The organism is Cytobacillus sp. IB215316, assembly GCF_033963865.1.
GTDB lineage: Bacteria > Bacillota > Bacilli > Bacillales > SM2101 > Nanhaiella > Nanhaiella sioensis.
Window position 1 is genome coordinate 31,333 of the sequence record NZ_JAXBMC010000017.1, and the last position, 15,337, is coordinate 46,669.

A 15,337-nucleotide genomic window follows, 5' to 3' on the forward strand; every position below is an offset into this window, starting at 1 on the left:
AGGGCCATAGGAAATAGGTTTTACAAAACAAAAAAGACTGTATCATACAGTCTTTTTTTAACAAATTTTATGTGAATGAATGGCTTAATTTATAGTTTTACAACATTGGCTGCTTGAGCCCCTCGGTTTCCATCAACAATTTCAAAGGAAACTTCTTGACCTTCTTCCAATGATTTATATCCATCACCTTGAATAGCTGTGAAGTGAACGAATACGTCATCTCCACCTTCAACTTCAATAAATCCATAACCTTTTTCATTATTAAACCATTTTACTTTACCGTTTTGCATAGTACGATTTCCTCCTAATACTTCCTGCACAAAAGTGCTACAAAATAATTTATTATCAAATAACGGAATATATTAAGCTGAAGCTTTGTAATATCAATAGCTGTCTAAGATGATGAAATCTTACATTCTGCTAAATGATGTCTTAAATATACACCAATGATATTATTGAGTCAATATAAATAGACAGAAATAACAGAAAAATGAAAACTTTACATAAGTATCTTATATTGTAAATAAAGTAAAAAATAGTTCTTCGGTTATGTTAATGATAGGAAGGGTTTGGAAATTATGATACAATCAAATATAGAGAGGTGTTAATATGAGTTCATTTGTGCAAAAAAAGAATAGGCTGACACCACTAACAGTTCAAGAAATTGATGAGATGCTCAGCAATTTAAAAAATACACAATCACATGCTACTAAACTTCCAGCTGACTCGATTTATGACAAAAAAATCACAGCTGTTTCCCGTGAAATTGATGAAGTGGTAGACCAAGTAAAGGATATTTTTACAGAGGTAAGAAATTCACATAAGATTCCTCTTTATGAAATTAAAAGAGATATCATTCCAACGATACAGCAGGCTGCAGAAATCCCTAATCTTTTCTATCTATTTAATGAATTGCATAAAAAGGATGACTATACATATCGACACAATATTGGTGTTGGAGTGATTGCAACATTACTCGGAAAGTGGCTGAATATAAATGAACAGGAGTTACATCGTCTTACACTTGCAGCAACGTTACATGATATTGGTAAAACGAAAATCCCATTAGACATACTTCAAAAGCCTGATAAACTTACCGATGATGAATATGAAGAGATAAAAAATCATTGTATATACGGCTATGACATGTTAATCAATACTAAAGGTATTGATGAGCAAATCAGTTTAGTTGCTCTTCAGCACCATGAACGTGAAAATGGTGAAGGCTATCCGTATGGGATATCAGGAAATAAAATCGATTATTTTTCCAAAATTGTTGCTGTTGCTGATGTTTTTCATGCGATGTCATCCAATCGTATTTATCGTGTTGCATCCCCGTTCTATAAAGTGATTAAGGAAATGAATGATCATATATTTGGTAAGTTTGATCCGAATATTTTATTTGTTTTTCTATTTCACATGATGGATACAACAGTCGGACAGGGTTGTTATCTAACAGATGGTCGTCAGGCGAAAATAATTATGATTAATCGTTTTGATCCAGTAAATCCACTAGTGCAAGTGCAAAATGAAATGATTGATCTAAGTAAGGAAAAAGAATTATTCGTAAAAACTATTATAATTTAAAGGACTTGAATTGGCAGGGAGTATACCTGTAACCATATCAAGTCCTATTTCATATATTTAAAAGCGATCTTCTTGTCCCGATCACTCCATAAAACTATTGCATCAAACGTTTTATCATCTTTTTTGAAGTTTTTTATAACGTTAGTTTCGCCAGTTTTTAATAGCTTTTTTATGTTTGCTTGAGAAATCGTTTTGCCTAAGATTTTTTTAGAAATTGTAAACTTACAGTCAGATTTTTTATAGTTTGTACAGCCGTAGAACGTTCCGAAGTCTAGAATACTACCATTGCACATTTTACATTTACCCAAAGATATTTTTTTCTTACTAAATTTACTTTTTTTCTGCTTCGATCCGACCGTCTCAATAGGAATGTTTGTAAATGACCAACTGTTACTTAGCTGCTGAGCATTCTCTACTATATTCTGTGATAATTTTTTCACTTGTTCAATAAAATTTCGGGGTGAAGCAGAACCTTCACCTATTTCAGAAAGTCTTTGCTCCCATTTTGCTGTCATGCTTGGGGAGGCCAATATACTATCTCCTAAAGCTTCTATTAGTAGCATGCCCTTTGCGGTAGCTATCGTTTGGTTTTTGTTAATGTTTATATAATTACGATTCTTTAATAGGTTTATAATTCCAGCTCGTGTTGCCTCGGTACCTAGTCCCTCGGTTTTTGCTAATACATTCTCTAGCTCAGTATCATCTAAATGCTTCCCAGCTGTTTTCATTAAAGTGATCAAGTTACCTTCAGTATATCTTTTTGGTGGCTTAGTTTGTCCTTTTTTTAAATTTACTTTTGTAACAGTGCCTTTTGTATTCTTTTCAATGATCGGGAGAATTTGATCTCCACCATCCGACTGGCTATGTGGATTGTTTATAACTTTTTTCCAACCTTCTTCGATTTGTTCTTTACCTTTTGCGATGAAAGTAGCACGACTGTCTACTAATATATGTATAGTAGTATAATTAAAAATAGCATTGTTATAAAAAGCGCTGATCACTTGTCTTACGATTAAATCGTAAATTTTAGTCTCTTCTGAACTTAACTTAGTAAGATCAGGTATTTGTTCGGTAGGAATGATGGCATGATGATCTGTTACTTTCTTTTCATTTACATACCTTTTATTATTAATTATCGACGCATTTGGTGGGGGTAATAAATTTTCATATTTATCTATATCTTTTAAACGAGATAGTACAGTTGGTAAAACTGTAGCTTCTTCTATTGTTAGGTACTGTGAATCTGATCGTGGATACGATATATTTCCTTTCAAATATAGCTTTTGTAATACATCTAATGTTTTTTGTGGTGAAAGCTTAAGCGTTTTATTTGCTGTTGCTTGAAGTGCTGAAAGATTGAATAGAAATGGAGGCTGATACTCTTTTCTTTCTTTTTTGACATCTGAAATGATACTATTTTTATCTTTACAAAATTCAGCTACAGCGTTCGCTTGTTTTTCATTAAAAATTCTAGTTTCGTTTTTTTTATGCCACTTAGCTTTAATTGACTGTCCAAAAAAATCAAACTGAGCTTCGACCTCCCAAAAATCTTCAGGTTTAAAATTAGCTATTTCATGCTCTCTTTTGACTATTAACGCGAGGGTAGGTGTTTGAACTCTCCCGATAGAAAAAACATCCTGGATTCCTCTTTCTTTTAGTAGAATCGTATAAATTCTTGAGGAATTTATACCAATCAGCCAATCAGCGCATGCACGACTTAAAGCTTCAAAATAAATATGTCGCGTATCTTCTTCTGTAAGTAAAGAGGAAAAACCCTTCATGACTGAAGCTTGAGTAAGAGAAGAAATCCAAAGACGCTTCATTGGTATACTTACTCCGCATTGTTTGATGATTGTACGTATAATTAATTCACCTTCACGTCCGGCATCTCCAGCGATAATGATTTCTTGAACTTCAGCACGCTTCAATAAGTTTTTAATAATATTAAACTGTTTTAATTTTGATCTAGTTACTTTATACTCAAATCTATTAGGTACCATTGGGAGTGTATGCTTATCCCATTTTTTCCATGTTGAATGATACTCCTCAGGTGATTTTAATTCACAAAGATGACCAATCGCCCAAGTGATAACTGCTCCATTGGGGAATGTAGTATTTGGCTTCACCATTAAATAACCATCATTTTTAGTAAAGGAAAAAGGAGCAGCTAATTTAATCGCTTGGTCTGGTTTTTCGGCTATAACTACTTTCATATATCTTCTCCTTAATTTTGTTCGCTCTATGATTATAACAGTAGATTATGAGAATGGATATGTTGAACATAGAGGATGTGAAAAAATAACTATCGGTTAACAAGGTTTTAAGCTATTATCATGTATATATAGAGGATGATATATAGTTACATGTATTTTGAATATTAGAAAAAGCTTGACTTTAATCATGAATAAACGACATCAGAGCAGAACATTGATAAAAAAAGCTTTTTTTGTAAACTTTGTTGCGATTGTAATCAATTAAGTACTCAAAAAGAGTATTATTTGTTATTCATCGTTGTGCAGAAGAAAGGATGCCACGAACTTTAGTTGGGTACGGTTTATATTTTAATACAAAAAACCATCATTATTGCAAAAAAAGCATAAAAGAAAGAGCTTGATAACGATGCTCAAGCTCTCATTCGATCATATTAGCTATTGTTATTCGTACAAATCAGATTTATCTCGTTGGTCTTTATTTCGTTTATTACCCTTGCTATTATCACCGGCTACTATTTTACCACGTACTTCACCATTAGTTGGTGAATTTTGATTCTTGCTCCCGTAATTCATTTTTTTAGTCATCATATCAGCTTCTTTCTTACTATGATTGTGTCAATTAGTTGATGTTATCCATCATTTATCTCTTACAAATTTAGTTTGTACAGCCAAACCTTTATTAATCAAGGAATTATCATTAAATTGGCGAATAATAATATAACAGTAATTATAGGAGGTTTATGTAGTGGAGGATTTTAATTGGCATCACCGATCTGGTGAAGAATGGGATAAAAAAGCCGAATTTTGGAATAACAGAAGTGAACAAATGTGGGAAGATGGTAGCCGCAAAACAATTATTCCATTTATTAAGAAGTACTTTAAATTGGGTGGGGTAGTTGCAGATATTGGCTGTGGAGACGGTTATGGATCACAGAAGCTAGCGAAAGAAAATTATCAAGTGGTTGGTATTGATTTATCGAAAGAGATGATTGAGAAAGCAAACCTTTTTAATGATGAGGATAAGTTAACATTTATACAGGCTGACGCTAGAGAACTTCCTTTTACAACTAGCTCAATAGATGCAATTATCGCAATTAATTGTCTGGAATGGACTGAAGACCCAAAGCATGTGTTATTAGAATTTCAGCGTGTCTTAAAACCTAATGGCTTTTTTTGTGCAGGTATATTAGGCCCTACTGCTGCGCCTAGACAACATAGCTATCCTAGACTATTTGGAGAAAGAGTCATATGTAACACGATGATGCCTTGGGAATTTGAGAACTTAGCAAAGTCACATGATTGGGACATTGTAGATGGTCATGGGGTATATAAGAAGGAGGTTCAAGCCGAACTAATTAACAGCTTACCGAAAGAGTTAAAGCAAGCCTTGACTTTCATGTGGGTATCAATGCTAATAAATAAAAGTGATAAATAATGGCTTGTTAAACGAGTTTGTACAACCGCTGTTCTGTATAGATTTAACCTATCCGATAACAAAGGTAATAAAAAAACAGGTGGCTGGAAATTACTATCCACCTGTTGTAACTTGCCCATACCTTCTCACTTTTCTTGGAATATGATTAATACCCGTAACCAAGCCCACCGCCACAAGCGACGCCAATGATTATTAACAGTACGAATAAGACAATGACTAATGCAAATATTCCTCCTGAACGAACACCATCAACCATGTTATCACTCCTTAAATGTAATCTTATGAGGATGGATTCCAATCCCTCATCAACATTAACATATTCATGCAGTGTTAAATTGCCTGTGTATTATTCCTATTTAATCTCAAAAGTTCAAATTGGTGAGCTGTTCCTATTTTTTTCAGGGCTGTTTCTCCTATACATGGTTGCTTTTCGTCATATAGCTTTATGGATCTTTTCTCTTAAAGGCTATAAAAACATAACATACACATCAGTTACTCGATGCAAGTTAAAGAAAGCAACAAAGCTTATAAAAAGGGCATGATTAATTTACAGATGAATAAGCTTGCTATATGGTCATAATTACTTGAATCAATCATAATTAAAAATCATATTTTTGTAACCAATTGAATATTCATACGTATGTAATATTGAATAATATTTTGGAGGTGACATCTTGCCATCAAGTGAAGATCGCATGTTAGCAGCAGTTATATACGTTATTAGTTTTTTTACAGTGTTTTTAGGTCCGTTGGTTATATGGTTAATTAAAAAGGATGAATCATCTTTTGTTGATTATCATGGAAGGATGTATTTTAACTTTTTCATATCATACACCATTTATAGTATAATAAGTATGCTACTAATGCTAATCTTAATAGGATTTATAACTATATGGTTGGTCGGAATTTACATTTTTATTTTTACAGTTGTAGGAGCTATAAAAGCATACCAAGGAGAAGAGTATCATATTCCTTTTGCGATTCGAATGTTATAAGTTGTCATTTATTCAGGCCACATGATTGTGGCCTGTTTTTATTGGTGTTAAAAATTAGTTCACTCAATATTTAAGCGCAACATATCATTTAAGTCGGATTTGTCCAAATGTGATCGTTTAATTCTATTGATAGCTATCATTATAATGGTTAAAATGACCTTATATTTTTGTAAAAGTTAGGTGGTTTTGTTGTCTAATACACAAGGCATATGATTATTACTTGTTGTTTTATCTTGTAACCAAATGGCTGTTAGGGATTGATTGTTGTTTTTCATCTTAAGAAATATAAGCATATACAACTAAAGAGCGTGTATTTCTTTGAGTAATATTATGAGAATCAAAGTTGGAACAAACAGCTATAAAAAACGATCTATTGATAGAGGAGTGGGACTAATGTACGAACATCATAAAAGAGCAGTACAAGTACTAAGTGAACAATTTAAAGATGACCCTAAAGTTCGGGCACTGTTAATAGGTGGCTCAGTTGCCAAAGGTTACGCTAGTGAAAGTTCGGATGTGGATATAATTTTAATAGCTACAGATGAAGAATTTGAAAGACGTAAGGAGCAGCATGACTTATTTTACTGGTCTGGTGATGAATGTGATTATGAAGGTGGCTATGTAGATGGCAAAATAGTAAATTTGCAATTTTTAGAAGATGTTGCACGTCATGGAAGTGAGCCAGCAAGATTTGCATTTCAAGATGCCATCATTGGCTTTTCAAAAATACCTCAATTAGACATGATATTACAACAAATTACAACATATCCAGTAAACGAACAACAACAGAAGATAGAAAAATTTTATGTGCAATTTGAAGCAGCTAGATGGTATGTTGCAGAAGCTGAGAAGAGGAATGACAAATATTTGATGATGCACATCGTTTCATCACTCGTCCTATTTGGTGGGAGGTTAATATTGGCTCAGAACAAAGTACTGTATCCTTATCATAAATGGTTCATGAAAGTGTTAAGTGAACTTGACAACAAACCTACAGATTTTATGGAATTAACAAACGATTTACTGTCTTCCCCAAGCAGTAAAAATGCCGAGCTTTTTTGTAAAAGTATAGAGCAATTTGCAGATTGGCCCACGATAAAAGAAGGGTGGCCTAACCGCTTTTTGGTTGATACAGAATGGAGTTGGATGAATCAACAAACACCTGTGGCGGATTTATAAAGCCTTTAAGTATATGACGATAAGAATTACAGGATGACTATTAACAGGCTCAATTGCATTTAGAAATGCAATTGAGCCTTATGAAAATTAAATATGCCAACGCCAGTATGCTAATTGTTTCTGCTTCATTTCTTCTATATTCTTTTTTATAACCTCATGCCTTACTCTTTCTTCAGGAGTCATTTTAAAAAGTGTAAATAATTTCAATATAGACATTTCTCGATCTTCCTTTCTTTTTTATTACGACATGATTTATATATTCAACAGGAAGATTGTTGATTAATGAAAAAAGGTAAAAAGGTAAAAAGGCACAAAAAGTAAAATAATTAATAAAATTCAGAAAACTACAAAAACGGACGTTCTCGACAGAAATGAGACAGTCCGTTTTTTTACATATTTGATTTGTTGAACTTCTTCAAGTAAAAAGTTAGTTTGCTAAAATAGGTCGAAAGTCGATACAGCTTAAATCGTGGTGTCGGTCCGAAACGCTTATGATTGAAGATCATCTGTTACATAGGATATTTTGAAATAAATGATCATCATCTAGTAATTTCACCATTTGTTTAATGTCATCAGTAACAAATAAATTAGAGATATGGTGTTTTTCTAACACCCAAGAGTTATACTCAATTTCCCATACTTCAGGGGGATCACATTTTGCCCAGTATCGATAAGTATGTAAATGATCCATATGCAACTCTTGAATATTATAAACTAACATCATATATAACATCGTTCTAGCTATATTTCCTCTACTTACATGCGGAATAATCCATTCGTTTTCATAGTCAATACCAAAATCAGTGTAGTTATGTGGTACGCTCAATTTTAAGCGGTGTATAACTTTATCATTTTCTATATCAAATGGTAGGTGTCCTCTGTGTGAGTTGACTTTTTTATGTGCAGCAGCAAAGTTAAGTGGGTTTACTGTTGCACCTTTAATTACATTGACATTAGCTTTTTTCATGGCTAAATACTTTTTCATAGTACTTTGAGGGAAGATATGTTCGATGCTATGTTTGCTAGTTTTTTGTAAAATGTCAATCTCGACCCCTGCGTACACTGATTTAACATAGCTATAATCACTAGTGAAAAATGACCAAAAAAGATCAAACTTGTTATTTCTTGATAAGGAGCTATAAAATTTATGGTGTGTATATACACCACCAGCTAACTCAATGAAGCATTGTTGATTCATTGGCATCCACTCCTATTAACAGGACTTGTTTATTCCCAAATATATGGTGTTTCTTGATATACATAATAATTAAGCCAATTTACAAATAATAAATTAGCGTGTGAACGCCAAGAATGAATAGGTTGTTTTGAAGGATCATTATTTGGAAAATAATGATTTGGCACATGAATAGAGATTCCTTTTGAAGTATCTCGTTCATATTCTTCTTTCAACGTGTATTCATCATATTCTAAATGTCCAGTAAGAAATATCCTTTTTCCATCGTTTGAGGTAACGAGACAAACACCAGCTTCATCAGATGTAGATAAAATAGTTAAATTAGTATTCTCCTCAATCTCTTCTTGTTTTACGGTCGTATATCTAGAAACAGGTACGTTAAATATATCGTCAAAACCACGTAAAAGAGTAATGTTTTTATAAAGGCGTCGATGTTGAAAAATGCCAGAGCATTTCTTTTGGAGGGGATATTTATTTACACCATAATGATGAAATAGTCCTGCTTGAGCACCCCAACAAATATGAAGTGTTGATGTGACATTTGTAGTAGTCCAATCCATGATTTCCTTTAATTCGTCCCAATAATTTACCTCAGTAAAAGAAAGTTGTTCAACAGGAGCACCTGTAATAATCATGCCATCGAACTTTTTATCTCTTACCTCATCAAAAGTTCTATAAAACTGGTCGAGATGTGATTTTTTTGTTGTCTTAGATTCATGTGTTGTTGGTCTTAATAAAGTAATATTAACTTGTAAAGGGGAATTTCCTAACAACCTTAGCAACCTTGTTTCTGTTTTTTCTTTTTCGGGCATAATATTTAAGATCACAATATTTAGAGGGCGAATATCTTGTGAATATGCCCTTAACTCATCCATTACAAAGATATTTTCCTTCTCCAGTATTTCTTTAGCTGGTAAGTTATGAGGAATATTAATTGGCATCTGGTTCAACTCCTTTATGTAAATATTCATATTATATAAACTATTAATAAATTATTCAATGAAAAATTGTATTCACTTATTCAGGATTTTTATCGCAACATTGTTGCTGTTTTGCGAATAATAGGCTTATTGGGTATGTTTTGTTGCTAAATTTACTAAATTGCGCCTGTAATCTTATGTTTTATACGATTGTCATCGATTATTAAAAAGAAATAACGTCATTAGTTTAGTTGTAAAACGAACTAGTTGTTTAAAAAACAATAGCGAATAGGATTTTTATTGTCTTTACCTTTAGAAGGAACGATACTATATATTCTAGTATTATTACAACGAGTATTTATCATCAATGTAAATTCAATAATAATTTATATATAATTCATTTTTCTCTCTACTTGAATTATTGAGAAGTGGTACAATAAATTTGTAAAATGACTCATAAAAAGAATGAATATGGGGGATACATATGAGCACAAAAATGACAATTAAATCAGATATTGAAATAGCTCAAAAAGCAGAAATGAAACCGATTTCAGAAATAGCTAGCCAACTTGATCTGACACGAGAAGAAGTGGAGCCATATGGTCATTATAAAGCTAAGATTTCTTTGAATGCTATGGATCGTTTGAAAACGAAGCAAGATGGTAAAGTCATTTTAGTAACGGCTATTAACCCTACTGCAGCTGGTGAGGGTAAGTCTACAGTTACAGTTGGATTAGGTCAAGCATTTACTAAATTAGGGAAAAAAGCAATTATTGCAATGAGAGAGCCTTCTTTAGGACCAACTATGGGGATCAAAGGCGGAGCGTCAGGTGGTGGCTACTCACAAGTTATTCCTATGGAAGATATAAATTTACATTTTACTGGAGATTTACATGCGATTACTACAGCAAATAATACGCTCGCAGCTATCATCGATAACCACATTCATCATGGGAATAAACTGAAAATCGATCAACGAAGAATCAATTGGAAACGTGCTGTCGATTTAAACGATCGCGCTTTACGTCAGGTCGTTATCGGATTGGGTGGACCTATTCAAGGAGTCCCACGTGAAGATGGTTTTGATATTACGGTTGCGTCCGAAATTATGGCTATTTTTTGTCTAGCAACAGATATACATGATCTCAAAAATAGGCTTTCAAATATTGTTGTAGCATATAATTTTGATAAGCAGCCTGTAACAGTTAGAGATTTAGGTGTAGAAGGAGCGTTGACCTTACTTCTTAAGGATGCACTTAAACCTAATTTAGTACAAACACTTGAGCACACTCCTGCGCTTATACATGGTGGTCCTTTTGCTAATATTGCACATGGGTGCAACAGTGTTATCGCTACGAAAATGGCTTCTAAGCTTGGGGATTATGTTATAACTGAAGCTGGTTTTGGCGCAGATTTGGGAGCAGAAAAATTCCTGAATATAAAAGCGAGAACAGCAGGAATTGACCCTGCTGCTGTAGTTATTGTTGCTACGATCCGTGCGTTAAAAATGCATGGAGGAGTAAATAAAAATAATTTAAAAGAAGAAAACGTGTCTGCGTTAAATGCTGGGTTAGAAAATCTTCAGAAACATATTGAAACTGTCAAAGCGTTTGGGTTACCGTTTGTTGTATCAGTAAATAAATTTGTCACAGACTCTGATGAAGAAATCAACTCTTTGATCGCTTGGTGTAATGACCAAAATTATCCTGTTTCCTTAACTGAAGTATGGGAAAAAGGTGGTCAAGGTGGTGTGGATTTAGCTGGAAAATTATTAGATGTCATGGAATCTACTAACAATCAATTCTCACCGTTATATGACCTAAATGAGTCAATTGCTGAAAAAATTAATACAATTGCCACACAAGTTTACGGTGCGGAAAAGGTGGAATTTACCTCTAAAGCTAAAAAGCAAATTGCTCAATTTGAACAGCTGGGTTGGGATCAACTACCTGTTTGTATAGCTAAAACGCAATATTCTTTATCAGATGATCCGACAAAGGCTGGCAGACCGAAAGATTTTACAATTACAGTGAGAGAACTAAAACCATCAATCGGAGCAGGATTCATCGTAGCTTTAACAGGAAATATGATGACTATGCCGGGGTTACCAACAAACCCAGCTGCATTAAATATGGATGTAGATGAAGATGGTAATGCGGTGGGCTTATTCTAGTATTATGGAAAATGGAACTATATTCGACCCTACCGTTTTTGAGAATCTAAAGGTTGTCCTTGAAGGAGAGATATATGATCTTGATTTAGGTGGCACAATTGAAATTATCAATCGGGATGATTTAGTTAACCTTGCAACGATGTCAAGATCTTATAAGATAAACTTTCGACTAAAAGATAGACAAGGATCACCAGCTGCATACATGAAGCTATCTATGGATGTTGCTAATCTTAGTAAGGAATTATTACAAACACCAGGGCAAAAACCAGGTTGTAGTATAAGTGTAGGGTTTATGCAATATTTAAAGTCAGTTGAGGGTATACCGGAACATGCATTAAAAATCGTCAAAAGTGTGTGGGGGCAAGAGTATATTTATCAGCAAACAATATCACATAACCCGAGTGAACAACCAACCTTATACACTCATCATACGGACATTATATTTGACCGTTTTATGTATGAAGAAAATATTGATGATTTGATTGAAATGGTTGATTTTATACTTTGCACCCTTCAACAATTATGAAATTAAACTAATTTTATAGGTGTAATCATTTGATATACCTTAAAACAACTTTTACAATAGTAAACAGGAGGGATAAAGATGTCTATATACGAATTTTCAGCATCAACAATTAAGGGTGAAGCTAAATCTTTACATGATTACGAAGGGCAGGTCGTAATGGTTGTTAACACAGCTAGTAAATGCGGTTTTACTCCACAATATAAACAACTTGAAGAGTTATATAAAACATATAAAGATAAAGGACTTGTAGTATTAGGGTTTCCTTGTGATCAATTTGGAAATCAAGAACCGGGTGATGATGAAGAAATTGAGAGCTTTTGCGAAATTAATTACGGTGTAACATTTCCGATGTTTTCGAAAGTTGATGTGAATGGTGAGGATGCTCATCCGTTATTTACATACTTAAAAGAAGAAGCACCTGGAATTTTAGGTTCGAAAGGAATTAAATGGAATTTCACTAAATTTCTAATTGATAAAAATGGCAAACCCGTATCGAGATTTGCTCCTAAAGTAGAACCATCTGCAATGAAAGAAAATATTGAGCAGTTGCTAAACTAATTGAGCTATCAATTGTTATACAACTATCGTCATAAAAAGCTGCACCTTCAAAATAGCCGTAGATATTTATGAAGGTGCAGTTTTTATATATTTAAGTAAGGTAGGTTAGAAATGATGATTCGTGAAGAGTAGTAACACAATGATCTATTATAAATATGTAGGTGTGATCATAATGAGTTAAACAATAAACACCTACACAACTGTTGTTCTTGGCATCTTTTCTTAAGTAAAACGATAATATTAATCTATTAAATTCCTTCTTACGTTGCTAATTGAAAACAATCGTAACAAACTTGACGAAAGCTGTTTTCGCATGGATTGTTTTTTTCGTATAAAGAAATAAACACGCACACCACAAGAGTTCTTGGCATCCTTTCTTGTTTACAACGATGGCTAACATATAAATGGTACTAATTTGGTATAAAACAAAGTTTACGAAAAGAACTAAGATTCATGAGTTTTTAAAAAAAGTAACAATACTTCCATAAATACTACTTAGAAAAGTATCTAATGAATGTGAATAGCTATAATGTTCAATGAAAAGAAGGGATTGAAGAAATGTGCTAAAAATAGCGTGGGTAACGGATAGCTCAGCTTGCATTAATGAGGAATTACAGCATCACCCTGATGTATACGTTGTACCAATTACGATAATCTTTGATAATCAAGAATATCGGGATGGTGTGGATCTAACGCCTTATGAGTTATACAGTAAATTAAAATCTTCAATCTCCAAACCGAAAACTTCCCAACCATCGGTTGGTCAATTTCAAGCATTGTATGAAAAGTTACAATACAGTTATGATTACATTATTTCAATACATGTTTCTTCGAAATTAAGCGGCACTTATTCTTCAAGCTTTCAAGCAGCACAACAAATTCAAAAACCAATTTATGTAATTGATTCGAAAGTTACCTCATATCCAATGACAGCTTTAATTTCTGAAGGTATTCGACTTAACGGAGCAGGCACAGAAATTAAAGATGTCGTATCTTCTATACAAAAATTAGTAGACAAAAATAAAATGTATGTAATAGTTGGTAGTCTTGAGCAGCTATATGCGAGTGGAAGGTTAAATAGTATCCAATTTGTGGTTGGTAGTTTGTTGAAAATTAAACCAATCATCACTTTTAACAATGGTACATTAGCAATCTATGACAAAGTGCGATCAGAACGTAAGGCCTTACATCGCTTCCTTACTATATTGAAAGAAGAAGTCCAACATTCAACAATCTCAGAAGTGTATTTATTATATGGATTACGCAGTGATAAAGCACAGGTACTAAAACAAAAAATAGAAAGTTTGTTTCCTTCGTTGAATGTACTTACGTACCCATTTTCTACTTCTCTCGGTGTACATACAGGTGAAGACACAATTGGAATTAGCTGGTTTAATAATTAGGCTCTAACTTTGTTGTTTTTTCATACAAAATTACGATAATAACATGAAGTCTCATATGTTATCACAATAGAATAAATGCCATGAAACTATTGTTGTGTCTGTGTTAATTTATTTGTATGCAAAGCAACACTCAATGCGAAAATAATTATGAAAGGTAACTACATATCGTTATAGTGTTGTTTTAAAGGTTACATGTGTGAAAATGAACCTACAACACTAGTATATATTGCACTAAATGAGTAGAAAGTGGTACGCTTGCCTCAATTTTATAGCCTATACTCAATAATTGAGCTATAGTTTCTGCACAATTTGGATTGGTAGGCTCTATAGGAGCATGTAAGCTTGAGTATAATGAAACGAATTGGTTTGTTGTAGGATTACAGACAATCATAATTACATGGCGTCCATACCAAGCTGTACCAATTGTGGCTTGCGTTTGGGGAGGATGTTGGTGAAAGCAACTATTATTATTTATGTGAACCAGATCCTTTCAATTTTTCTCTATTCCTACCTGTAAACTAACAAAGTCTAAACAAGAAGCATTAATTGGTGTATGAGCTCCAGCCTATTTTGGGGACAACCTGGTTAGTGCATGTTCATTAAATAGCTTAATTAACAAGTCTGTTTTCGTATTGAAAGTTGTTTATCGTTCCAACAAATAACAAACGTATATAAATAAGTTTCGGGGCATCCCTATAAAACGATGTTTTTATATGCTATTTTACGAACTATCGCAACAAAGTTTACGAAAAGGACCTTTACCCATTAAATACTATGAATATAAGACATATTCTTAATGCTTAGTTTAAAAGCAACAAGTATGACAAGAGAACCTTGATATTTAGTTGCTTTAATATTAAATCTTCATCATTATATGCATGTTGTTAGTCAAATGTCCCTACTTAAAATGATTCCACAATAATCCTTCCGTCATGTTACAATGTGTTGAGAAAGCAATAGGCTTATGTCTGTTTTTTTTAAAAGTGGCTTTTTTCGCATTGAAAGTTTTTTTGAACTCTTAAATATAGACGAATACAACTTTGGCATACTATCTCATTTTAAATGGTGTCAATTGCAAAAATTTATTTGGTGCTATCCAATATTAGCCTCAAAAGCTTCAAACTTTACGAAAAATGCTGCATTATTAAATTGT

General features: G+C 33.2%; 15 protein-coding genes. 8 read left to right on the forward strand and 7 right to left on the reverse strand.

Annotated features, from left to right (window positions below):
- Positions 1-89: 89 nt before the first annotated feature.
- Positions 90-290 carry a cold-shock protein CspD gene (cspD, locus tag SLH48_RS19225; RefSeq protein WP_320259459.1) on the reverse strand — a complete coding sequence of 67 codons (201 nt, stop codon included), beginning with the start codon at positions 288-290 and terminating at the stop codon, positions 90-92.
- 319 nt (positions 291-609) lie between these two features.
- On the opposite strand from cspD, the gene SLH48_RS19230 reads away from it, so the two are divergent.
- Positions 610-1,587 carry an HD-GYP domain-containing protein gene (locus SLH48_RS19230; protein WP_320259460.1) on the forward strand — a complete coding sequence of 326 codons (978 nt, stop codon included), beginning with the start codon at positions 610-612 and terminating at the stop codon, positions 1,585-1,587.
- Between the two features lie 44 nt (positions 1,588-1,631).
- On the opposite strand, the gene SLH48_RS19235 is transcribed toward SLH48_RS19230, so the two are convergent.
- Complete coding sequence (locus tag SLH48_RS19235) at positions 1,632-3,800, reverse strand: DNA topoisomerase III (protein ID WP_320259461.1); 2,169 nt, start codon at positions 3,798-3,800, stop codon at positions 1,632-1,634.
- A 441-nt stretch (positions 3,801-4,241) separates the two neighbouring features.
- On the reverse strand, positions 4,242-4,373 hold the full coding sequence (locus tag SLH48_RS19240) for a hypothetical protein (protein WP_284730440.1): 132 nt from the start codon (positions 4,371-4,373) through the stop codon (positions 4,242-4,244).
- A gap of 172 nt (positions 4,374-4,545) precedes the next feature.
- Here SLH48_RS19240 and SLH48_RS19245 point away from each other — a divergent pair, with 172 nt between their 5' ends.
- Entirely contained in the window at positions 4,546-5,235 is a 690-nt protein-coding gene (locus SLH48_RS19245) for a class I SAM-dependent methyltransferase (protein WP_214481215.1), read from the forward strand.
- Between the two features lie 145 nt (positions 5,236-5,380).
- On the opposite strand, the gene yjcZ is transcribed toward SLH48_RS19245, so the two are convergent.
- Positions 5,381-5,491, reverse strand: coding sequence for a sporulation protein YjcZ (gene yjcZ / locus SLH48_RS19250; RefSeq protein WP_214481214.1), 111 nt, complete (start codon positions 5,489-5,491; stop codon positions 5,381-5,383).
- A gap of 439 nt (positions 5,492-5,930) precedes the next feature.
- Between yjcZ and SLH48_RS19255 the strand changes: the two genes are divergently transcribed.
- Entirely contained in the window at positions 5,931-6,230 is a 300-nt protein-coding gene (locus SLH48_RS19255) for a DUF4870 domain-containing protein (protein WP_214481409.1), read from the forward strand.
- 393 nt (positions 6,231-6,623) lie between these two features.
- Positions 6,624-7,409, forward strand: coding sequence for a nucleotidyltransferase domain-containing protein (locus SLH48_RS19260; protein WP_320259462.1), 786 nt, complete (start codon positions 6,624-6,626; stop codon positions 7,407-7,409).
- An 87-nt stretch (positions 7,410-7,496) separates the two neighbouring features.
- Here SLH48_RS19260 and SLH48_RS19265 read toward each other — a convergent pair whose 3' ends face one another.
- From SLH48_RS19265 to metA, 3 genes are all read right to left on the reverse strand, one after another.
- Positions 7,497-7,625: a hypothetical protein gene (locus SLH48_RS19265; RefSeq protein ID WP_284730433.1), complete on the reverse strand. Its 129-nt coding sequence runs from the start codon at positions 7,623-7,625 to the stop codon at positions 7,497-7,499.
- Between the two features lie 286 nt (positions 7,626-7,911).
- Positions 7,912-8,607 carry an endonuclease gene (locus SLH48_RS19270; protein ID WP_214481212.1) on the reverse strand — a complete coding sequence of 232 codons (696 nt, stop codon included), beginning with the start codon at positions 8,605-8,607 and terminating at the stop codon, positions 7,912-7,914.
- A 29-nt stretch (positions 8,608-8,636) separates the two neighbouring features.
- Complete coding sequence (gene metA, locus SLH48_RS19275; RefSeq protein WP_214481211.1) at positions 8,637-9,545, reverse strand: homoserine O-acetyltransferase MetA; 909 nt, start codon at positions 9,543-9,545, stop codon at positions 8,637-8,639.
- Between the two features lie 463 nt (positions 9,546-10,008).
- Between metA and SLH48_RS19280 the strand changes: the two genes are divergently transcribed.
- The 4 genes from SLH48_RS19280 to SLH48_RS19295 all read left to right on the forward strand — a co-directional run bounded on the left by SLH48_RS19280 (position 10,009) and on the right by SLH48_RS19295 (position 14,184).
- On the forward strand, positions 10,009-11,697 hold the full coding sequence (locus tag SLH48_RS19280; protein WP_320259463.1) for a formate--tetrahydrofolate ligase: 1,689 nt from the start codon (positions 10,009-10,011) through the stop codon (positions 11,695-11,697).
- The gene (locus SLH48_RS19285; protein WP_320259464.1) at positions 11,678-12,223 is read left to right on the forward strand and encodes a hypothetical protein; all 546 of its coding nucleotides are present in this window, start codon (positions 11,678-11,680) and stop codon (positions 12,221-12,223) included. The genes SLH48_RS19280 and SLH48_RS19285 overlap by 20 nt, the downstream gene beginning before the upstream one ends.
- A 78-nt stretch (positions 12,224-12,301) precedes the next feature.
- Entirely contained in the window at positions 12,302-12,781 is a 480-nt protein-coding gene (locus SLH48_RS19290; protein WP_214481208.1) for a glutathione peroxidase, read from the forward strand.
- Positions 12,782-13,341: 560 nt separating this feature from the next.
- Positions 13,342-14,184, forward strand: a complete 843-nt coding sequence (locus tag SLH48_RS19295) for a DegV family protein (protein ID WP_320259465.1) — start codon at positions 13,342-13,344, stop codon at positions 14,182-14,184.
- Positions 14,185-15,337: the final 1,153 nt, after the last annotated feature.